Here is a 19933-nt window from a genome sequence, read left to right as displayed (position 1 = left end):
AGCGGGATTTGTCTTCCGGGCTGTTGGGCCCTTCCGACGTCTCAAACCTTAGCGGATCTTTCCCGTGGCGCCCAATCGGGTCCCATTCGGGTCCGGCGGGGATACCTCGAGCCCACGCGAATTCCATTCCGGGCATGCCGAAATAGTTCTCGCGAGGAGTGATCGTGCTTGGTGTGAGGTGCCGCTGAGAGCGGCGAACGGTTGCCTGCGAACCGTGACGGCTCGGTGGCAACTCGAAGAACCTTACGGACCGCAGGGGGTCGTGTCAAGGCGCCCGGGTGTGACGTCCGATGCGGGGGTCGGGCCGCCCTCAGTCCAGGTCGGTCAGACGACCGCCGGCGTCCGGCTGGGCGTGTTCGACGCGGATGAGGAGGCGGGTGAGGAGCTCCCCGAGGGTGTGGCGCTCCCCGGAGGAGAGGTCCTGGAGGAGGTCCTCCTCGAAGACGCTCGCCAGGCGCATGGCGTCGAGCCACTTCTCCCGGCCGACCGGCGTCACCTCGACGATGACGCGGACCCGGTTGGACTCGTCGCGCTCCCGGGTGACCAGACCCTCGGCGACCATGCGGTCGATGCGGTGGGTCATCGCGGCCGGCGTGAGGCCGAGACGCTTGGCCAGTTCGCCGGGTCCCATTCGGTAGGGCGCTCCGGAGAGCACCAATGCCTTGAGGACCTCCCACTCCGCGTTGCTGATGCCGAGGTCCGCGGTCTGGCGGCTGTAGGCGACGTTCATCCGGCGGTTGAGCCGGGACAACGCCGACACGACCTTCTCGACCTGAGGATCCAGGTCCTGGAACTCGCGCTGGTAGGCCGCGATCTGCTCCTCGAGCGGCGGCTCACCGGGCGCCGCTGCAGTCCGGTCTGCGGAGTTGTCGGCCATGTGCGGAGTATCGCATGCACAGGCTTCGCACCTGAAGCCCTTGAGGATGTAATGTTTAGCTTCGAACTTTAGGTTCTAAGTGTTCAGAGCTAACGATCGTGCGAGGCAGGTGACAGTGAGCAAGGCGATGCGGCGGATCCAGGTGGGCAGCGCACTCAGTGCGTTCGGTCTGGGTTTCACCGTTCCGTATCTGTACGTCTACGTGGCACAGGTGCGAGGGCTCGGCTCCGTGACGGCGGGGCTGGTCCTCGCGGTGTTCGCGGTGGCCGCCCTGATCGTGCTCCCGTTCGCCGGGCGGGCCATCGTCTCGCGCGGCGCGCTGCCGGTGCTGATCGGTTCGCTGGTGGCCGCCGCGGGCGGCTCGCTGGCGCTCGGCCTGTCGGCCGGCGCGGGCACGGTGCTGCTGTCGGCGGCGCTGCTCGGCGCCGGCCAGGCCGTGATGCAGCCCGCGCTCGCCACGCTGGTCGTCGACTGCTCGTCCACGGCCTCGCGCACGCGGGCGTTCGCCACCCAGTTCTTCCTGCAGAACCTGGGGCTGGGCGTCGGTGGCCTGATCGGCGGCCACCTGGTGGACCCGACGCGGCCCAGCTCGTTCACTCTGCTGTTCTCCATCCAGGCGGCGATGTTCGTGCTGCTGACCGGCCTGATGGCGACGACGCGGCTGCCGAGGGCCGGGCTGCCGGACGGCTCGCCCGAGGAGGTCCCCGCGGTCAAGGCCGACTGGCGTTCGCTAATGCGCAACCGGGCCATGGTGTGGCTGTGCGTCCTCGGCTTCGTGCTCTTCTTCGCCTGCTACGGACAGTTCGAGTCGGGGCTGAGCGCCTACGGCGTGGAGGCCGCCGGCATCTCGACGTCCACGCTGGGCACGGCGCTGGCCGCCAACACGGCGGTGATCGTGCTCGCCCAGTTCCTGGTGCTGCGCTTCGTCGAGCGGCGCCGGCGCTCCCGCGTGATCGCGGCGGTGGGTCTGCTGTGGACCTTCGCCTGGGCGGTCGCCGGGTTCTCCGGGCTGGCCGACGTCAGCCAGGCCGTCGCGACGGTCTCGTTCATCTCCGTGTACGCGCTCTTCGGCCTGGGTGAGGCGCTGCTCTCGCCGACCTTGGCGCCGCTGGTCGCGGACCTCGCTCCGACCGGGCTCGCCGGGCAGTACAACTCGGCCTTCGCACTGGTCAAGCAGCTGGCTCTGGCGATCGGTCCGGCCGTGGGCGGGCCGATGGGCGCCTCGCTGCACGGACCGTACGTCGTGCTGATGATGGTGTTCTGCGTGGGCATGGCCGGACTGGCGATCATGCTGGAACGGCGGCTCACCCCGGCGCAGAACCACCCCTACGCCTGGCGCAGCCGGATCGTGGCGCAGGGCGCGCCCGCCTCGCCGCCGGCCGCGCCGGTGGGTGCGGACGCCTGACGCCCAGGGGCGGGCACCGGGCCCCCGCGGCTCCGCGCTTCCCGCGGTGCGCCGCACCGTGATCAGCGCAGTGCGAACTCGCACCAGACGGCCTTGCCGCCGCCCGGGGTGCGGCGGCAGCCCCAGCTGGAACTGATGGTGGCCACGATGGCGATGCCCCTCCCCGACTCGTCGCCCGGTTCGGCGCGGCGCCGTCGCGGGAGGTGGTCGTCGGCGTCGGTGACCTCGACGATCAGGCGGCGGTCGGTGCGGCGCAGGCGCAGGCGCATCGGGGGGATGCCGTGCTGGAGCGAGTTGGCGACCAGCTCGCTGGCCGCCAGTACGCCCAGGTCGCAGAGGTCCGGCGGGAACCGCCAGCTGGTGAGGACGCCCGAGGTGAAGGCTCGGGCGTGCGGGGCGGCCTCGGCTCCGCCCAGGAGTTCCAGCTCGGCGTTGCGGAAGAGGTCGGCCTCGGCTCCCGTGCGCTCGGGGTGCTGGAGGACGAGCACCGCCACGTCGTCGTCGTGGTCGGCGGTGACGCCCGCGGAGCGCATCAGGCGGTCGCAGATCACCTGGGGGCTTCCGCCGGCGCCCGCCAGCGCCCGCTCCAGCGCGGTGATGCCCTCGTCGAGGTCCTTGTCGCGCCGCTCGACGAGGCCGTCGGTGTAGAGGACGGCGGTGGAGCCGGGGGTCAGCGGCACCGACGCGGAGCCGTGCACCCAGCCGCCCGCGCCGAGTGGCGGGCCGGTGGGCTCCTCCGTGCGGACGACCTCGCCGCTCGCGTCGCGGACCAGGATCGGCAGGTGGCCGGCCGAGGCGTAGACCAGGCGGCCCTCGTTGGGGTCGTGCACCGCGTAGACGCAGGTGGCGATCTGGTTGGCGTCGATCTCGGAGGCCAGGCCGTCCAGCAGCTGGAGCACCTCGTGCGGCGGAAGGTCGAGGCGGGCGTAGGCGCGGACCGCCGTGCGCAGCTGTCCCATCACCGCGGCGGCGCGGACCCCGCGGCCCATCACGTCGCCGATGACCAGTGCCGTACGGCCGCCGCCGAGGGTGATCACGTCGTACCAGTCCCCGCCGACCGCGGCCTCGGTGCCGCCGGGGTGGTAGGTGGCGGCGATGCGCAGGTCGTCCGGCTGTTCCAGCTCCTGCGGGAGCAGGGAGCGCTGGAGGGTCACCGCGGTCTCGCGCTGCCGGCGCTCGCTGGCGCGCAGCCGCTCGGCGGCCTCGGCGTGGTCGGTGACGTCGGCGGCGAAGATCAGCACGCCGCCGTGCCGCTCGCCCGCCACGTCCACGGGGGTGCAGGTGAAGGTGTAGCAGTGGCCGTCGGGGGCCTTGCGGGACTTCAGGGTGCGCGGGCGGCCGCTGCGCAGGACCTGGTCGAGGAGGGGGAGCAGGCCGATCTCGACGAGTTCCGGGAGGCCGTCACGGGCCGGTTCTCCCGGTCCGCGGGGCCCGAAGGCGGCGGTGTAGGCGGCGTTCACGTAGGCGACACGGTGGTCCGTGCCGTGGACCAGGGCGACGAGGGCGGGGACGCGGTCCAGGACGTCGTGGACGGCGAGGTCCTCGACGGCGGTGGCGCCGGGCCGGCGCGGATCGCCGGGCCGTTCGGCCCGGGCGGCGGGGACGGACCCGTCGGCCCGGCGGGCCGGGGCACCACCGTCCGGGGCTCCTCGGTCCTGGGCCTCCCGGTCCGGGGCCCCTCGGTCCGGGGAAGGGTTTGTTCCCGCCCGCGCTGCGGCGCGGCGCTGCGTTCCGGGGAGCCGGGCGCTCCAGCGCGTGAAGTTCACGAATCCTTGCCTCGGGTTGTCGTCTCCGGCCTGCTCCGGAATGCGGCCGGTTCGCCGGCCGCCGCGGACGGTGGATAAGTGTGGCAGTCCCGGAGCGGTCCGGGGCGGTTTGCACCGACATCCGTTGGACGCCTGGCGCGTTTGCGGAGTTCCTCCGTCCGGTCAGATGGACCCGTTCGGGTCGTCCGACGGGCCGTCGGAATGCTTTCCACCGACGGCCCGTTCGAACTCCGCTCGGGGATGCTCCAGCGAGCCGAGGGAGACGATCTCGCGGGCGAAGAGACCGGCGAGGGTCCATTCGGCGAGCACCCGCGCCTTGCGGTTGAGGGTGGGCAGACGGCCCAGGTGATAGGCGCGGTGCAGCAGCCAGGCGGGGCGCCCGGTGAGCCGGCGGCCGCGGAGCTGGGCGACGCCTTTGCGCAGACCGAGGGAGGCGACCGCGCCGAGATGGGCGTGGGCGTAGCTCTCCGGCGGCTCGCCCCGCAGGCTGCGCACCAGGTTGTCGCCGAGGACCCGGGCCTGGCGGACCGCGTGCTGGGCGTTGGGGGCCACGGTCGCGCCCGGCGCGGCGGCGGTGATGTCGGGGACCGCGGCCGCGTCGCCGGCCGCCCAGGCGTGCGGAACGCCCTCGACGGCGAGGTGCTCGGTGCAGCGCAGGCGCCCCCGGCCGTCCAGCGGCAGACCGGTGGCGGCGAGCAGCGGGGAGGGACGCACACCGGTGGTCCACACGAGGGTGCGCGCGGGCAGCCGCGCGCCGTCGTCGAGCATCACGACACGGTCGGTGCAGGAATACAACCGGGTGGACAGCCGCACGTCCACGCTGCGGCGGCGAAGCTGGGTGAGTGCGTACCGGGCGAGGCGCGCGTCGACCTCGGGGAGGATCCGGTCGGACGCCTCGACCAGGACCCAGCGCAGGTCCTCGGGGGCGATGGTGTTGTAGTGCCGGACCGCGTACCGCGCCATGTCCTCCAGTTCGGCGAGCGCCTCCACGCCGGCGTATCCGGCCCCGACGAAGACGAAGGTCAGGGCAGCCTCACGGACCGCGGGGTCGCGGGTGGAGGCGGCGATGTCCAGCTGCTCCAGCACGTGGTTGCGCAGGCCGATGGCCTCCTCCACGGTCCGGAAGCCGATGCCGTGGTCGGCCAGGCCGGGCACGGGGAGGGTGCGGGAGACCGAACCGGGGGCGAGGACCAGCTCGTCGTAGCCGATCGACTCGCCGCCGGGTGCCGACGGGTTGCGGGCGGCCCGCTCGGCGGAGGCGGCGGTGGTGTACCGGGCGAGGCGCCGGCCGTGGTCGATGCCCGTGACCTCGCCGACGACCACCCGGCAGTCGTCGAGGACGCGGCGCAGCGGCACCACGACGTGGCGCGGGGAGATCGACCCGGCGGCGGCCTCGGGGAGGAACGGCTGATACGTCATGTACGGATCGGCCGTGACCAGGACGACCTCCACGGCGCCGGACCGGAGCTCCGCGCGCAGGCGTCGCTGCAGCCGCAGGGCCGCGTTCATGCCGACACAGCCGCCGCCCACCACCAGCACCCGGGTGCGCTCCTTCACCATCACCCTCCCATGACGCACCCCGTTCCGGACTTTGTCCACAGCCTTGGCAATTCATGTGACCGGCGGCCGTTCCCGGCGACCGTCGGTGGCACCGCGGCGGCGTAAGCGGAATGCGCAGGTAGGAGGGGAAGCGGGGGCTCGCAAAGGGTGTGCGGTCGGGCCTGGCGCGCCCTGTACTCCATTCGTGCGGACCCGCACCCGGAACGGGGCTCTTCTGAATTGACGTCCACTCAACTATGTTCGTCTTGCGTCGGGGTGTGGGGGGATGCGCGGTTCGGTTGCGCGTCGGGCGGGTTTCGGTACACCTGCCGTCCCCGTGGCCCGGCCGTCCAAGGTGGGGAGTCTCCGGGGGGAGACGCATGAACCGGGGGGATCGGAAAATGCAGACGCAGGAATCTCACTGGCCGTCCGCGCCCGTGGCGCGGGCGGTCTCGGCGCCGGTCACCGCGACGGTGAGCGGCACCGGCAGCGCCATCGCGCACGCGACCGCTCGCGGGATGCGCACGACGCCGTTGCGCGTCGACGCCCAGCGGAACCTCGAGCACGTGCTGCGCGCGGCCCGCGAGGTCTTCGGTGAGCTGGGCTACGGGGCGCCGATGGAGGACGTCGCCCGGCGGGCCCGGGTGGGTGTCGGCACGGTCTACCGGCGCTTCCCCAGCAAGGACGTGCTGGTGCGGCGGATAGCCGAGGAGGAGACGGCCCGTCTGACCGAGCAGGCGCGGGCCGCGCTCGGCCAGGAGGACGAGCCCTGGTCGGCTCTCTCCCGGTTCCTGCGCACCTCGGTCGCCTCGGGTGCTGGGCGCCTGCTGCCGCCGCAGGTGCTGCGGGTCGGTGTGGCGGACGACGCGCGGGTGCCGCAGCAGCGGACCGTTCCGGCCGGCTCCGGGGAGTCCGGGATACCGGACGACGACGCCGGTGCGGCGGCGCTGCTCGACGTGGTCGGCCGTCTGGTCGACCGGGCGCGTGCGGCCGGCGAGTTGCGGGCGGACGTGTCGGTGGCGGACGTGCTGCTGGTCATCGCGACGGCGGCGCCCTCCCTGCCGGATCCGGCACAGCAGGCGGCGGCGTCGTCGCGGCTGCTGGACATCCTGCTGGAGGGACTGCGCTCGCGGCCGTCGTGACGTGGGCCGGACGGCGCGCCCGGAAGTGATGCCCGGGTGCGCCCCCGGATTGTTCCCGGCGAGGGTGAGGCGCGGGCCCGGCCCGGGGTGAAACCGCCCGGAAGAGTGGTCGTTCCGCTTGTCCGGCCGTCGGTCCGGTTCCCTGTGCCACGCTGGCCGCGACAGGACGGACCGGCGTGCGGGGGCCAGCCGATACATGGGCATGGACGAGCGGAACGAGCAGGGCGCCGTGACCGGCGGAGGAACCGACGGCGGTGCCGGTTGGATTCCCGAGCAGGCGGGGCCGGGTGCCTCCGCGCATGACGCCGGGGGCGCGGTGCCCCGGGGGCAGGAACCCTGGCTTCCCGCACAGCGGGACGCGGGCAGTGCCCTGGAGGGCCCCGACACCGCTCCCCCCGGTTCCGACGCCGAACTGATCGTGCGGATGCGGTCCGGGGACGACTCCGCGTACGAGGCCCTGTACCGCCGGCACGCCGACGCGGTCCGCCGTTACGCCCGCACCTGCTGCCGTGACCCGCACACCGCGGACGACCTCACCGCCGAGGTGTTCGCCGGCATGCTCCAGGCGGTGCGCGGCGGTGCCGGTCCCCGGCACGCCGTCCGCGCCTATCTGCTGACCACCGTCCGCCGCACCGCGGCCGGGTGGACCAGGACCGCGCGTCGTGAACAACTGGTCGACGACTTCGCCGTCTTCGTCGAGCAGACGGGCGGCACGTCCGACCGGGCGGACGACGACACGCTGGAACTCGCCGCCGACGTCCGGGCGATGCACCTGGCCGAGCAGTCTCTGGCCGTGCGGGCGTTCCGCTCGCTGCCCGAGCGGTGGCAGGCGGTCCTGTGGCACACCGAGGTCGAGGACGAGTCCCCCGGGGAGGTCGCCACCCTCTTCGGCCTGGACGCCAACGGCACCCGGGTGCTGGCAAGCCGGGCCCGGGAAGGGCTCAAGCAGGCCTATCTCCAGGCGCACGTGAGCGCGGCCCTCACCGCCGACGCGGAGTGCGCGCGGTACGCGGACCGGCTGGGCGCCTTCGCCCGGGGCGGGCTGCGGATCCGGGCGGAGCGGGGGATGCGCAGGCACCTGGAGGAGTGCGCGCGGTGCCGGACGGCGGCCGGGCAGATCAGGGACGTCGCGCAGGGCATCCCGGCGGTCGTGCCGGTGGCGGTCATCGGCTGGTTCGGCACCGCCGGGTACGCCAAGGTGGCGGGACTGCTCGCGGGCGGCGCCGGGACCGGCGCGGCGTCCGTGGGCGGCTCGGCCGCGGCGGGCGGTGGGGCGGCGAGCGGTGCGGCGGGTAGCGCCTCGGGTGGTGCGGCGGGCGGAGCCGGCGCGGGCGGTGGTGCGGGCGGCGGGGGCGGTGGCGGAGGCGGGGCGCTGGGGGAAGGGCTGGGCGCACCGGCCAAGGCGGGCATCGCCGCGGGTGTGGTGACGGTGGCCGCCGCGGTGCTGGCACTGGCGTTGGTGGGCAACGACGGCGCCCCGCGGGAGACCCCGCCGGTGGCCGGCCCGCCGCCCGTGTCGGAACCGGCCGCCGCGCCGGAGGACGTACCGGAGCCTCCGCCCGCCGCGGAGCCCGCCGTGCCGGCGGACGCCGGACCCACGGCGGGTCCCGCGCCCGAGCCCCGGCCGTCTCCCGCGAGGTCCTCGGCGGAGCCGGCCCCCTCGCCCTCCCGCACCGCCGGTCCGAAGTCCGTCACAGAGCCGGAGCCCGACCCCAAGCCGTCGGAGGCGCCACCGCCGCTGCCCGAGCCGGTGGTGCCGGCCGAGTACCGGTGGAGCGGACTGCCGTACGGCATCACCGGGGACGGCACCGGCCCGGAGATGCGGATCGGTGAGAGCACCTGGGTCTGGCAGCGGCGGTCCCTGTCGGTCGCGGGGGTGACCTATCCGCACGGGGTGACGGTCAACGGATGGTCGTCCGTGGTCGTGGACCTCAACCGGCCGTGCACCTCGTACCGGGCGATGGCCGGGATCGACGACATGGGGGCGGGGCTGGGCAGCGCCGTGTTCTCCGTCTTCGCCGACGGGGAACGGCTGTGGCGCTCCGGCGTCCTGCGCGGAGGTGATCCGGCGGTTCCGGTGTCGGTCTCCCTCTCCGGGCGGAGGACGGTCCGTCTGGTCGTCGAGCCGCACGACAGCGGCGTCCTCGTCCCCGCCGACTGGGCCGAGTCCCGGTTCACCTGCGGATGACCCCGGGTTCGCCTACGTGGTGATCCCGGCGGGCCGACCACGCCACCGCGCGGGCAGCGGCGGGCAACCGCCCTGCTCCGCCTGCGGGCGGCACGAACCGCCGGTACGGCACCCGCGGCCCGCCGGCCCTCGGAGCGACCGGGCGACGGAGCGACCGGGCGACGGGGTGACCGGCCGACCAGGCGACCGCGTGCCCCAGCAACCCGGCGACCGGCCGACCAGGCGACCGCATGCCCCAGCAACCCGGCGACCGGCCGACCAGGCGACCGCATGCCCCAGCAACCCGGCGACCGGCCGACCAGGCGACCGCATGCCCCAGCAACCCGGCGACCGGCCGACCAGGCGACCGCGTGCCCCAGCAACCCGGCGACCCGGCGACCCGGCACCGCGGAACCGCACCGCTGGGCACGGCTCGGCGGACCGTCGGCCGGTCAGCGGCCCGCCGTGCCGAGGGCCTTGCGGCGTGGCGGGGTGAGGCCGGCCGGGGCGGCACGGCGGCGGGCGGTGCCGGTCCAGCAGGTGCCGCGCCGGGACAGCAGGCGCCGGAGCCACAGCTCCAGCGACACGATCTCCGCGAGCCCCGCCAGCGGCAGCGGCTCACCGTCCGCGCCGGCCCGCAGCGCCCGCCGCACCACCCGCGCCTCCACCAGCCCCGCCTCCGCCAGGAACGGCGAGGCGAACAGGTCGCCCAGGGCGTCGCCCGCCACCCGCAGCCCGGCCAGGTCCGCCGCGGCCGCCGTGGCATGACTGGGTGCGCCCCACCCGGGCGGGAGGTCGGCCACGCCCGCGCCCTCGAGTACCGAGCGGAGGATCGCCGCCCGCGCCCCCGGCCGCACCCGCAGCGTCTCCGGCAGGGCCCGCCCCGCCCGCACCACCTGGTTGTCGAGGAACGGCGCGTGCAGCCGCTGCGCCCGCAGTTCCGCGGCCTGCTCCAGCACCCGCAGGTCCGCCGCGTGGCGGGCCAGCGCCGCCCGGGCACGGAAATCGCCGGGGCGCTGCCCCGGGCCGACGGCCGCCGCGCGCAGCGTCGCCGCCTGAAGGCGTCCGGAGACGTCGGCCAGGGCCTCTCCGGTCAGCCAGCGTGCGGCGGGGCCGGGTGTGGCCCACACCAGGGCGGCCAGCGAGGCCTCCACGGCACCGGCGACGGCGGTCGTGTCGTCGAACCGGCGGTGCCGCAGGCGTTCCGCCAAATCGTTCATGCCGGCCAGGTAGGAGGTGCGGGCCAGCTTGCGGGCGGCGCCGTACACCCGGGCCGGGACCAGCACCGAGCCGTCCGCCTTGGCCAACGCCATGGTGGGCCGGACCAGGTGGCGGCGCTTGCGGTCCATCAGCAGGTCGGCGAGCCGGGCGGGGTGGGCGTCCAGGACCTGACGGGCGCCGTGCCCGGTGAAGTGGTCGGCGCTGCCCGCCGCGAACCGGGCGCGGTGCCGGGTGGCGGTGACCAGGGACGGACCGGGCTCGTCGGTGAGTGGCCCGTCCAGGTCGGCGTAGGGCAGCGCCTCCTCGCCGCCCGCCACGACCACGTGACGCAGCCGGGGGTTGGCGGCGAGGGTGCCCGCCCGTTCCAGTTCGGCCTCGCGCCCGCGCACCGCCAGGTCGTTGAAGGTGACGGCGAGCAGCCGCTCCCCCGCACCCGCGCCGTGGCCGAGCACGGTGCCGGGGCGGCCGGGCAGCCCGGCGGCGAGCAGGGCCAGCGTCCCCGAGCCGGGGCCGCCGGACAGGTCGGCCCCGATGCCCGGTACCGGCATCCGGGCCGCACGCCGGTCGGCGGGCCCCATGCCTGGCACCGGGCCGGGGTCGATGCCGGTGCCCGGCATGTGCCGGGGCGCGGCCAGCCGCGTGCGGACCGCCTCCACCAGCGCCTCGCGCAGCGCGTCCACGGCGCTGTGCGGATCGGCGGAGGGCGCGGCCACGGCCAGCGACGCCACCGGCTCGTACCCGGCGACCTCCCGCGCGCCCGCGCGCAGGATCAGCGCGTGCCCGGGCGGGATGCGCCGCACTCCTTCGTACGGAGTCGAGTCCTGAAGGGCGGCCGGCACCTCGGGGGCGGCGAGCAGCGCGGCCAGGTGCCCGAAGTCGAGGTTGGCGCCGATCAGGTCGGCGAGGGGCAGCGCGGCGGTGGCGTAGGCGGTGCCGCCCCGCCAGGGCGTGTGGAAGACGGGGCGGGCGCCGGCCAGGTCGCCGCAGACGGTCGTGCGCCGGTCGACCTGGACGACGACGGTGTAGCTGCCCGGCCAGGCGGTGAGGTGGCGCAGCGCCCCGCCGCGGGCGGCGAAGAGGCCGGCGAGCAGCTGGTCGTCGGAGGCCCCGCAGAGGCCCACCACGGCGATCCGGGCGCGCTCGTCGGCGACCAGGACGCGGGTCTCGTCGGGCCGCCAGTCACCCACCGCCCACAGCGGGTCGGGACCGCCCCACAGCAACTGGGCCCCTACCGGCTCGGGGTTGTCGTCCTCGAACTCGTCGGCGTATCCGCCGGGTTCGCCGTACTCCCCGAAGAGGTCCGCGCCGGGCGGCCGTTGGCCTGCGGCGGCGCTGCTCCATCCCACCAACCACCGCATCGACGCCTCCACAGGCTGTGGACAACCAGTGCACGAGCGAACCCGTGCTCCATGCTGCCACGAAGGGAGTGTCACGGAGGCATGCCGACGCGCCCTCCGTACGCGCCGCAGAGACCGCTCCCGCGGGGGGCGTGCTGACGGGGCGACTTGAATGCGCCCCCAGGCGCGCCCCGCGGACCACCGGATGCGCCCTCAATCCCCTGGCGAGGGCGGTGGTTCGACCTGTCGGCGAAGGGCATATTTTCAGCCAATTACGCGGTACGTGTGCGGATTGAGGAGGCTCGCGCACACTCTCCGTACATACCGGGAGTTACGCACGGTCCGGGAGGCGGGCTGCGCCTCCCGGACCGGTCCGCCGCCCGCGGGGATGTGGCGGCGGTGTCCCCCAGCCCGCTGGATCCAGTACAGCGGGCCGACCCACGCAGCACCCATGGAACAGTCCGCACCGCCGCCGATGGAGAGCGCACGGCCGGGCGCACGGCCACACAACGGGAGCACGTGGACACGTTCCGTACTCCCGCACGGGCAGCAATCTCGCCATACGGAACTATGCCCCTTAACGCATGGGATTCGGAGAACTACGCTGGGTTTACGAATGCCGCGGGTTTATGCCAGCGGTGGCAGCCGTCTCTGCCGAGGGGGGACCCATGTCCAGGGAGCAACGCGGGCCGAACGAGAAGCTCGGCGCCGTTCTCGCCCTCGCGGGAATCAGCAACGCGGGGCTGGCGCGGCGGGTCAACGACCTGGGGGCGCAGCGCGGCCTGACGCTTCGGTACGACAAGACGTCCGTGGCGCGCTGGGTCTCCAAGGGGATGGTGCCGCAGGGCGCCGCTCCCCATCTCATCGCCGCGGCCATCGGCCAGAAGCTGGGCCGGCCGGTTCCGCTCCACGAGATCGGGCTGGCGGACGCCGACCCGACGCCCGAGGTGGGTCTCGCCTTCCCGCGCGACGTCGGGCAGGCGGTCAAGTCGGCCACCGAGCTGTACCGGCTCGACCTGGCCGGCCGCCGGGCGGGCTCCGGCGGCATCTGGCAGTCCCTCGCGGGCTCCTTCGCCGTGTCCGCCTACGCCACCCCCGCGTCGCGCTGGCTGATATCCCCGGCCGACACCTCGGTGGCGCGCGAGGCCGGGGCCACGGAAGGCTCCGGGGCGCCGCTCAAGGTCGGGCACAGCGACGTCCGCAAGCTGCGCGAGGCCGCCGAGGACGCGCGGCGCTGGGACTCCAAGTACGGCGGCGGCGACTGGCGGTCCTCGATGGTCCCCGAGTGCCTGCGGGTCGAGGCGGCGCCGCTGCTGCTCGGCTCCTACTCCGACGACGTCGGGCGCGCCCTCTTCGGCGCTAGCGCCGAGCTGACCCGGCTGGCGGGCTGGATGGCCTTCGACACCGGCCAGCAGGAGGCCGCCCAGCGCTACTACATCCAGGCCCTGCGGCTGGCCCGCGCGGCCGCGGACGTGCCCTTGGGCGGCTACGTCCTGGCGTCCATGTCGCTCCAGGCGACCTACCGCGGCTTCGGCGACGAGGGCGTGGACCTCGCGCAGGCCGCCGTGGAGCGCAACCGGGGCCTGGCGACGGCCCGCACCATGAGCTTCTTCCGCCTGGTCGAGGCGCGCGCCCACGCCAGGGCGGGCGACGCGGCGGCGGCCGGTGCGGCGCTCAAGGCGTCCGAGAGCTGGCTGGAGCGTTCCCGCGAGGGCGACAACGACCCGAGCTGGCTCGGGTTCTACGGCTACGACCGGTTCTGCGCCGACGCGGCCGAGTGCTACCGGGACCTCAAGGCGCCCGGGCAGGTTCGGAGGTTCACCGAGCAGGCGCTGTCCAAGCCCACGGAGGAGTTCGTCCGCTCGCACGGGCTGCGGCTGGTGGTCTCGGCGGTCGCGGAACTCGAGTCCGGGAACCTCGACGCGGCGTGCGAGCAGGGGGTGCGGGCGGTGGAGGTCGCCGGGCGGATCTCCTCCGCCCGCACGACCGAGTACGTCAAGGACCTGCTGACCCGGCTCGAGCCGTACGGCGACGAACCGAGGGTGGTCGAGTTACGCGAGCGGGCACGCCCCCTCCTGGGCACCCCGGCCTGACCTCGGGGCCCGGTTCCGGCCGCGGGAGCCGGGCCACGTCCCACCGCGGGAGGCGGGCAGGCCCACACCGCGGGACCCGGGCACGTCACACCGCGGCAGCCGGGCACCCACACGGAGGGGGGAGGGAGCCAAGCCGGGCCACGCCCGGCCACCGGCGGGGAAGGGTGCCGCGGACGCGGTGAACCGTGGCGTCGGCGGGTGCGCCGTAGACTCGTGGGCATTGTGTCTGACGCCCTGAACCCCAACCGTCGCCCCGCCCGGACCCCCCGGTTCCCGGACGGGCCGCAGCCCGACCCGGCCGGGTCGCACCACGAGCGCCGCATCCGCAGCTTCCAGCCCCGCCGCAGCCGCGTCACCGTCGGCCAGGCCGACGCCATCGAGCGCCTCTGGCCGCTGTGGGGCCTGGACATCGACGGCCGCCGGACCCTCGACCTCGCCGAGCTGTTCGGCGACGACCACCCCGTGGTCCTGGAGATCGGCTTCGGCATGGGCGAGGCCACCGCCCAGATGGCCGCCGCCGACCCGGGGACCAACATCCTCGCGGTCGACGTGCACACCCCGGGCCAGGGCAACCTGCTGAACCTCGCCGAGAAGACCCGGCTGACCAACGTCCGCGTGGCCAACGGCGACGCGATCATCCTGCTCCGCGAGATGATCACGCCCGACGCGCTGGCCGGACTGCGCGTCTACTTCCCCGACCCCTGGCCCAAGAAGCGGCACCACAAGCGGCGGCTGATCCAGCCCGAGTTCCTCGACCTGGCCGCCACCCGGCTGCACCCGGGCGCCGTCCTGCACTGTGCCACCGACTGGGAGCCGTACGCGGAGCAGATGCTGGAGGTACTGACCGCGCACCCCGGCTTCGCGAACACCCGGCCCGACGGCGGTTTCGCACCTCGGCCCGAGTTCCGCCCGCTCACACGGTTCGAGGGCCAGGGACTCGACAAGGGGCACGTCGTACGCGACCTGCTGTTCCGCCGGGTCTGAGCGGCGCAGCCCGGCCCGAGGATCCGGCCCGGGGATCCGGGCCGGGGGCCGGGCCTGCGGCCGGGCGGCGCCGCCCGGCCGTCGGTCACACCGGGGCCGTGACCGAGGAGGCCGCGTCCAGCAGGGCGAGCTCCGGGTCGTCGAGGCGCAGCCGCGCCCCCGCGACGAGGGCGGGCAGCTGGTCCACCGTGCGGGCGGAGGCGATCGGCGCCACCACGGTCGGCCGCGCGGCGAGCCAGGCCAGGGCCACCGAGGCCACCTCGGCACCGCGCGCCTGCGCGATCTCGTCGAGGGCGGCCAGGACCCGCTGCCCGCGCTCGCTCTCCAGGTGCCGGCCCGCGCCCGTCGCCCGCGGGCTGTCCACCACCGCCCCGGGGCGGTACTTGCCGGTCAGGAAGCCCGACGCCAGCGCGTAGTAGGGGACGGCGGCCAGACCGGCCCGCTCGGCGACGTCCCGCAGCGGCCCCTCGTAGGTGTCCCGGGAGACCAGGTTGTAGTGCGGCTGCACCGCCACGTAGCGGGCGAAGCCCTCGCGGTCGGAGAAGTCCAGCGACTCCTGGAGCCGCTCGGCGGTGATGTTGGAGGCGGCGATCGCCCGCACCTTGCCCTCGCGGACGAGCTGGTCGAGGGCGAGGAGGATCTCCTCGACCGGCGTCTCCGGCTGGTCGAAGTGCGTGTAGTACAGATCGATGTGGTCGGTGCCCAGCCGTCGCAGCGACGCCTCCGCGGCCGCCTTGATGTTGGCGCCCGACAACCCCCGGAATTCCGGATGCTGGCTCACCTTGGTGGCGATCACGACCTCGGAGCGGTTGCCCCGGGCCTTGAGCCACCTGCCGATGACGGTCTCGGACTCGCCGCCCTGGTTGCCCTCGACCCAGGCGGAGTAGGAGTCCGCGGTGTCGACGAAGTTGCCACCGGCCGCCGTGTACGCGTCGAGGACGGCGAAGGACTCCCGCTCGTCGGCGGTCCATCCGAAGACGTTGCCGCCGAGGGCGAGCGGGAAGACCTCGATACCGGACGTGCCCAGCTTGCGAAGATCAGTCATGCCCGTGTCCAACACGCCCGTGGGGCGGCGCATTCCGGCGCGCCGCCCCACGGATCACACGATGTGGCCGGGAAGCCTCAGAGGCTGACGCCCCGGTCGGCCAGCCAGGCCATCGGGTCGACGCCGTCGCCGCCGCCCGGGTGCACCTCGAGGTGAAGGTGCGGGCCGGTCACGTTGCCGGTCGCGCCCACGCGGCCGATGACGTCGCCGGTGGTCACCTTCTGACCGACGCTCACGTTGATCGAGGACTGGTGGCAGTACCAGAGCTCGGTGCCGTCCTCCAGGGTGAGGATGGTGCGGTACCCGTAGGACCCCGCCCAGCCCGCCTCGGTGACGGTGCCGGTGTGCACGGCCTTGAGCAGCGTGCCGGTGGGGGCCGCGAGGTCGAGACCCGTGTGGTACCCGGAGGACCACATGGAACCGGCCTGCATGTAGGTGGAGGTGACCGTGTACGAGGCGGCCGGCGAGGTGTAGCTGGCGGCCAGCTTGGCGAGACGTTCCGCCTCCGCCTTGGCCTTGGCCTCCGCCTCGGCCTTCTTGGCGGCCTCCTCGCGGGCCTCGGCCTCGGCCTTCTCCATCGAGGCCTGCTCGGCGGCGGCCTGGGCGGCGGCCTCCTCGGCCTCCTTCTGGGCCTGCGCCTCGGCCTCCTGCTCCTGCTGGGCGGCCTGCGCCATGATCCGGGCGCGCAGGGCCTCGCCGGCGTCGGCGGAGGACTCGGTGTCGACGGGCGCCACGCCCATCTCGCCGAGGACGCTGGGCGCGTCGTCGGCGACGGCGGCTTCGTCCCCGGAGCCGCCGGGGAGCAGGGAGGTGACCGGGTCCAGCGACGGCATCTGCGGCATGGTGATGTGCACCGGAGCCTTGCCGGGCGCCGCGGTGGCCATGCCACCCGCGCCGACGGCCGCGATCACGCCGACGCCGAGAACGGTCGAACTGCGGGCGAGCCCGCGCTGCTTGGCCACCCGGTGGCGGCCTCTCTGGACGGACCCCTCGCTGGGGTTCCACTCCTCGAGTGAGCCCTCGCCCGCGAAGCCGGCCGCGGGGCCGTACGCGTCGACAGCTTCACGTCGGCCGGGCACGAAGGGCAGTTCAGGGGCAGGGGCAGGGCGGTTGGACGCCACGGGGGCGCGCTCCTTTCCTTCCGTCTCGCCTACCGGGTTAGCTGACGGGTTCGGAGCGGGAAGGTCTCCTACGCGCGTATACGGCAAGAACCGCGATACGCCCGATTCACCCCGGAAAGTGGTTCCCCGGTTCCCTTGCGGGATTCGGCAGAGCGCACGGAGCCGTCGCTTGTGACGGCTGGGACAGCCGCGCGCTGCGTTATCGAACGTTAATAGAAGCGGTGGCTCATTTCCAAGCCGTTCCTTCACATCGCCCAACCCTCTGGCCTGAACCTTTGGAGGCTCAACAGGGCGAACCGGACATGGCGTAGGTCACATCGACTCCATCGCCCTGGCTTGATCACGGCGGTTCGATCACCGACGCGGCCCGGCACAGGCGCTCACCGGCACCGTCGTTCACCTGCGCGGGCGCTCACCGGGACCGGCCGTCACCTGCACCGGACGGCGAGCAGCGCCATGTCGTCCTTCACGTCGCCGCCGGCGTGCAGCGCCACGTCCTCGGCCAGGAAGTCCAGCAGTTCCTCGGGTTCGCCGAAGCTCCGGCCGTTCAGGCGGACGACCGGGTCGTAGAAGACTCCGTCCGCGTCGCGCGCCTCGGCCAGACCGTCCGTGTAGAAGAGGACCGTGGCGCCCGGCATCAGCTCGACGGGAGGGTCCGGCCGCGGCGAACCCGTCAGCTCCGAGAGGGCCAGCGGCCCACCGGGTATCCCCACGCCGAGCATCCGCGGCTCACGGCCGGGTTCCAGGAGCAGCGGCGGCGGGTGGCCGTGGTCGACCAGCTGCACCCTCCGGCCGTCCCGGGAGAACTCGGCCAGCACCGCGGTCACGAAGCCCTCCATGCGCTCCAGCTCCGTCCCCTGGCGGTCCCGCTCCCGGATCACGGCCTGGTCCAGCCGCCGGGCGCACTCCTCGATGGTCGGCGCCCGCTCCGCCGCCTCACGGAAGACGCCCACGACGACCGCCACCGCCGTCACGGCGGACATCCCCTTGCCCCGCACGTCCCCCAGGATCACGCGCACGCCGTACGGGGTGTCCTGCACGACGTAGAGGTCGCCGCCGATGTTCGCCTCCTGCTGCGCCGCCTCGTACCGGGAGGCGATCCGCAGGGCGCCGAGTTCGCTCTCCGGCACCGGCATCACGGCCTGCTGAGCCGCCTCGGCCATCTGCCGGGCGTTGGCCAGCCGCACGTCGCCCCGGCGCACCACGGTGTTGACCACCGCGGCCAGCACGGCGACGGTGAGCACGGTGAACAGCTCGGTGGCCATCTGGGCCCCGTACAGCTCGTCGCGGGTCAGCCGCACCAGGACGGTGCACCCCACCGACAGCACCCCGGTCAGCACGGTGGCGCGGAGGGTGTAGAGGGGGGCGGCGATCAGCGGCGCGGCGGCGAAGAAGGGCACCGGGGTCACGTCCGTCGGCGTGAGCCGGTCGTAGATCAGCCCGAACACGAGCACCAGGAACGGCAGCACCCGCAGCACCAGCCGGGCGTGGTGGAGCCACCACCGGCCACGGCCGGCGGCGTCCTCGACCGCCGGGTCCACCGGCCCGCCTCGCCGCAGCATGGACCTCATGCTTCCGCCCCCGGCGGGACCCGGCGACCGCTGGCCGCCGCGCGGATGAACCGGGGAGAGAGCGCGCCGCCCTGCAGACGCAAACACTCAGGGCCGGAATCCTTGAAGGATTCCGGCCCTGAGTCTTCAGTAGCGGGGACAGGATTTGAACCTGCGACCTCTGGGTTATGAGCCCAGCGAGCTACCGAGCTGCTCCACCCCGCGTCGTTGTGTCTTTACTGTACGACATACCTGGGGTGAAAAGCGAATCGGTTCACACCGACCCGCCGAGGAGGTGCAGATTGGGCGCCGTGGCCCGGTCCTGGAACTCCGGCAGCAGCACCACGTCGACGCCGCCCGCCGCCAGCACCCCGCTGCCGTCGGCGCCCGGCACGAACGTGTCGGGCTCACGCCAGGCGGTGACCACCCGACGCACCCCCGCCGCCAGGATCAGCCGTGCGCACGGCGCCGGCCGGGAGGCGCGGCGGGCACAGGGCTCCAGGCTGCTGTAGACGGTGGCCGTGGGCAGCCGGGGGTCGGCCCGGTCGATCCTGGCGAGGGCCGCCTCCTCCGCGTGCACCACCGGGTCACCGCCCTCCCGGGAGTGGCCGCGGGCCAGCTCGGTCCCGTCCTCGGCCACCACCACGGCGCCCACGCTGAACGCGGTCCGGGACGGCGGGCACTCCCGGGCCAGGTCGCAGGCGAGCCCCAGCCAGTACCGGTCGGCGGCCGAGGCGGCCGGGCCGGCACCCGGGGCGACCGGACGGTAGCGGGCCAGCACCACGTCGCCGACCGGCCGGGTCTCCTCCAGCCGCAGCCGGCCCGGCGGATAGCCGCCAGGGCCGAAGAGCCGCGGCGCGGCGGGATCGCCGACCAGCAGCGGGGCGACGGCCAGCTGGAGCTCGTCGGCCAGGCCGAGCCGCAGCAGCTGGGTGTGGACGCTCCCGCCTCCCTCCACCATCAGCCGTCGCACCCGGTACGCGGCGTGCAGGTGCTCCAGGACCGCCCTCCAGTCGAGTTCCGGCCCCACCGGCACCACGTCGGCGTCCTTCAGGCCACGCAGCGCCGCCTGCGCCCGCGGTGCGCCCCCGTCGGTCGTGTAGACGGCCTTGGGGCCACCGGTCCGCCAGAAGCCGGCCCCGGGGTCGAGTTCACCCGATCCGGTGACGAGCACCTTCAGTGGGAACTCCGGCCGCCCGGCGGCGGCACGTTCGGCGCGGCGGGCCGTGGAGCGGACCACCAGGCGCGGGTCGTCGGCCCGCAGGGTGCCCGCCCCGATCAGGATCGCGTCGCTGGCCGCGCGCACCTCGTCGACCCGGTCGAAGTCCTCCGGGCCGGAGAGGAGCAGCCGTTCGGGACCGGTGTCGTCCAGGCAGCCGTCGAGCGAGACGGCGGCGGAAAGCAGGACGTAAGGGTGCGGCATGAGGCGGCTCCTGGACGCACGGCGGCGCATGGGTCCGGCCGGGACCGGCCGGGCGCATGCGCCGCGTCAGAAGTAGGCCCTGTGGGACTCGAACCCACAACCAATGGATTAAAAGTCCACTGCTCTGCCAATTGAGCTAAGGGCCCACGGTGATGTTGCTGCCCCGAGCATAGCGGGACGGGGCCCGCCCTCCGAGCGGGTATCGCCGGAGCGGCGGCGCGCGGGGAGCGCGGAGGGCCCGCACGACCGGGGTCGTGCGGGCC

The 19933-nt window shown here is 74.4% G+C and carries 13 protein-coding genes, 2 tRNA genes and 1 riboswitch; of the genes, 5 read left to right on the top strand and 10 right to left on the bottom strand.

What is annotated here, in order from left to right:
* Positions 1 to 310 precede the first annotated feature (310 nt).
* Positions 311 to 877, bottom strand: coding sequence for a MarR family winged helix-turn-helix transcriptional regulator (locus tag GBN72_RS23050; RefSeq protein ID WP_151773747.1), 567 nt, complete (start codon positions 875 to 877; stop codon positions 311 to 313).
* A 115-nt stretch (positions 878 to 992) separates the two neighbouring features.
* Here GBN72_RS23050 and GBN72_RS23045 point away from each other — a divergent pair, with 115 nt between their 5' ends.
* Complete coding sequence (locus GBN72_RS23045; RefSeq protein ID WP_151773812.1) at positions 993 to 2282, top strand: MFS transporter; 1290 nt, start codon at positions 993 to 995, stop codon at positions 2280 to 2282.
* A gap of 62 nt (positions 2283 to 2344) precedes the next feature.
* Here the strand turns inward: GBN72_RS23045 and GBN72_RS23040 are convergent, their stop codons facing one another.
* Positions 2345 to 4048, bottom strand: a complete 1704-nt coding sequence (locus GBN72_RS23040; protein ID WP_151773746.1) for an ATP-binding SpoIIE family protein phosphatase — start codon at positions 4046 to 4048, stop codon at positions 2345 to 2347.
* 162 nt (positions 4049 to 4210) lie between these two features.
* The gene (locus GBN72_RS23035; protein ID WP_151773745.1) at positions 4211 to 5608 is read right to left on the bottom strand and encodes an NAD(P)/FAD-dependent oxidoreductase; all 1398 of its coding nucleotides are present in this window, start codon (positions 5606 to 5608) and stop codon (positions 4211 to 4213) included.
* Between the two features lie 380 nt (positions 5609 to 5988).
* Between GBN72_RS23035 and GBN72_RS23030 the strand changes: the two genes are divergently transcribed.
* A complete protein-coding gene (locus GBN72_RS23030) occupies positions 5989 to 6729 on the top strand; it encodes a TetR/AcrR family transcriptional regulator (RefSeq protein ID WP_151773744.1) in 741 nt (246 codons plus the stop codon).
* 196 nt (positions 6730 to 6925) lie between these two features.
* Positions 6926 to 8917 carry a sigma-70 family RNA polymerase sigma factor gene (locus tag GBN72_RS23025; protein WP_151773743.1) on the top strand — a complete coding sequence of 664 codons (1992 nt, stop codon included), beginning with the start codon at positions 6926 to 6928 and terminating at the stop codon, positions 8915 to 8917.
* Between the two features lie 431 nt (positions 8918 to 9348).
* Here GBN72_RS23025 and GBN72_RS23020 read toward each other — a convergent pair whose 3' ends face one another.
* Complete coding sequence (locus tag GBN72_RS23020; protein WP_151773742.1) at positions 9349 to 11475, bottom strand: asparagine synthase-related protein; 2127 nt, start codon at positions 11473 to 11475, stop codon at positions 9349 to 9351.
* 647 nt (positions 11476 to 12122) lie between these two features.
* On the opposite strand from GBN72_RS23020, the gene GBN72_RS23015 reads away from it, so the two are divergent.
* Both GBN72_RS23015 and trmB read left to right on the top strand, forming a co-directional pair.
* Positions 12123 to 13547 carry an NsdA family TPR-like regulatory protein gene (locus GBN72_RS23015; RefSeq protein WP_151773741.1) on the top strand — a complete coding sequence of 475 codons (1425 nt, stop codon included), beginning with the start codon at positions 12123 to 12125 and terminating at the stop codon, positions 13545 to 13547.
* A gap of 213 nt (positions 13548 to 13760) precedes the next feature.
* Entirely contained in the window at positions 13761 to 14531 is a 771-nt protein-coding gene (gene trmB, locus GBN72_RS23010; protein WP_439959798.1) for a tRNA (guanosine(46)-N7)-methyltransferase TrmB, read from the top strand.
* Positions 14532 to 14616: 85 nt separating this feature from the next.
* Here the strand turns inward: trmB and GBN72_RS23005 are convergent, their stop codons facing one another.
* The 6 genes from GBN72_RS23005 to GBN72_RS22980 form a co-directional block, all read right to left on the bottom strand.
* The gene (locus tag GBN72_RS23005) at positions 14617 to 15576 is read right to left on the bottom strand and encodes an aldo/keto reductase (RefSeq protein WP_151773739.1); all 960 of its coding nucleotides are present in this window, start codon (positions 15574 to 15576) and stop codon (positions 14617 to 14619) included.
* Between the two features lie 77 nt (positions 15577 to 15653).
* On the bottom strand, positions 15654 to 16697 hold the full coding sequence (locus GBN72_RS23000) for a M23 family metallopeptidase (protein WP_151773738.1): 1044 nt from the start codon (positions 16695 to 16697) through the stop codon (positions 15654 to 15656).
* Positions 16698 to 16708: 11 nt separating this feature from the next.
* Positions 16709 to 16857, bottom strand: a riboswitch (cyclic di-AMP (ydaO/yuaA leader).
* 268 nt (positions 16858 to 17125) lie between these two features.
* Positions 17126 to 18259 carry a PP2C family protein-serine/threonine phosphatase gene (locus GBN72_RS22995; RefSeq protein WP_151773737.1) on the bottom strand — a complete coding sequence of 378 codons (1134 nt, stop codon included), beginning with the start codon at positions 18257 to 18259 and terminating at the stop codon, positions 17126 to 17128.
* Positions 18260 to 18398: 139 nt separating this feature from the next.
* Positions 18399 to 18472, bottom strand: a tRNA-Met gene (locus GBN72_RS22990).
* A 49-nt stretch (positions 18473 to 18521) separates the two neighbouring features.
* Entirely contained in the window at positions 18522 to 19670 is a 1149-nt protein-coding gene (locus GBN72_RS22985) for a dihydrofolate reductase family protein (RefSeq protein ID WP_151773736.1), read from the bottom strand.
* 73 nt (positions 19671 to 19743) lie between these two features.
* Positions 19744 to 19816, bottom strand: a tRNA-Lys gene (locus tag GBN72_RS22980).
* Positions 19817 to 19933 lie beyond the last annotated feature (117 nt).

It is taken from the genome of Streptomyces abyssomicinicus (assembly GCF_008974245.1).
GTDB classification, from domain to species: Bacteria; Actinomycetota; Actinomycetes; order Streptomycetales; family Streptomycetaceae; genus Streptomyces; species Streptomyces abyssomicinicus.
The sequence above is the reverse complement of the archived record's forward strand: the minus strand, read 5'-3'. Positions and strand labels throughout refer to the sequence as shown.

What these genes read in the sequence shown, in the direction of transcription:
- GBN72_RS23050 (WP_151773747.1), bottom strand. Translation starts at nt 877, where the DNA reads ATGGCCGACAACTCCGCAGACCGGACTGCAGCGGCGCCCGGTGAGCCG.
- GBN72_RS23030 (WP_151773744.1), top strand. Translation starts at nt 5,989, where the DNA reads ATGCAGACGCAGGAATCTCACTGGCCGTCCGCGCCCGTGGCGCGGGCG.
- GBN72_RS22995 (WP_151773737.1), bottom strand. Translation starts at nt 18,259, where the DNA reads ATGCTGCGGCGAGGCGGGCCGGTGGACCCGGCGGTCGAGGACGCCGCC.
- GBN72_RS23015 (WP_151773741.1), top strand. Translation starts at nt 12,123, where the DNA reads ATGTCCAGGGAGCAACGCGGGCCGAACGAGAAGCTCGGCGCCGTTCTC.
- GBN72_RS23005 (WP_151773739.1), bottom strand. Translation starts at nt 15,576, where the DNA reads ATGACTGATCTTCGCAAGCTGGGCACGTCCGGTATCGAGGTCTTCCCG.
- GBN72_RS23025 (WP_151773743.1), top strand. Translation starts at nt 6,926, where the DNA reads ATGGGCATGGACGAGCGGAACGAGCAGGGCGCCGTGACCGGCGGAGGA.
- GBN72_RS23020 (WP_151773742.1), bottom strand. Translation starts at nt 11,475, where the DNA reads ATGCGGTGGTTGGTGGGATGGAGCAGCGCCGCCGCAGGCCAACGGCCG.
- GBN72_RS23035 (WP_151773745.1), bottom strand. Translation starts at nt 5,608, where the DNA reads ATGGTGAAGGAGCGCACCCGGGTGCTGGTGGTGGGCGGCGGCTGTGTC.
- GBN72_RS22985 (WP_151773736.1), bottom strand. Translation starts at nt 19,670, where the DNA reads ATGCCGCACCCTTACGTCCTGCTTTCCGCCGCCGTCTCGCTCGACGGC.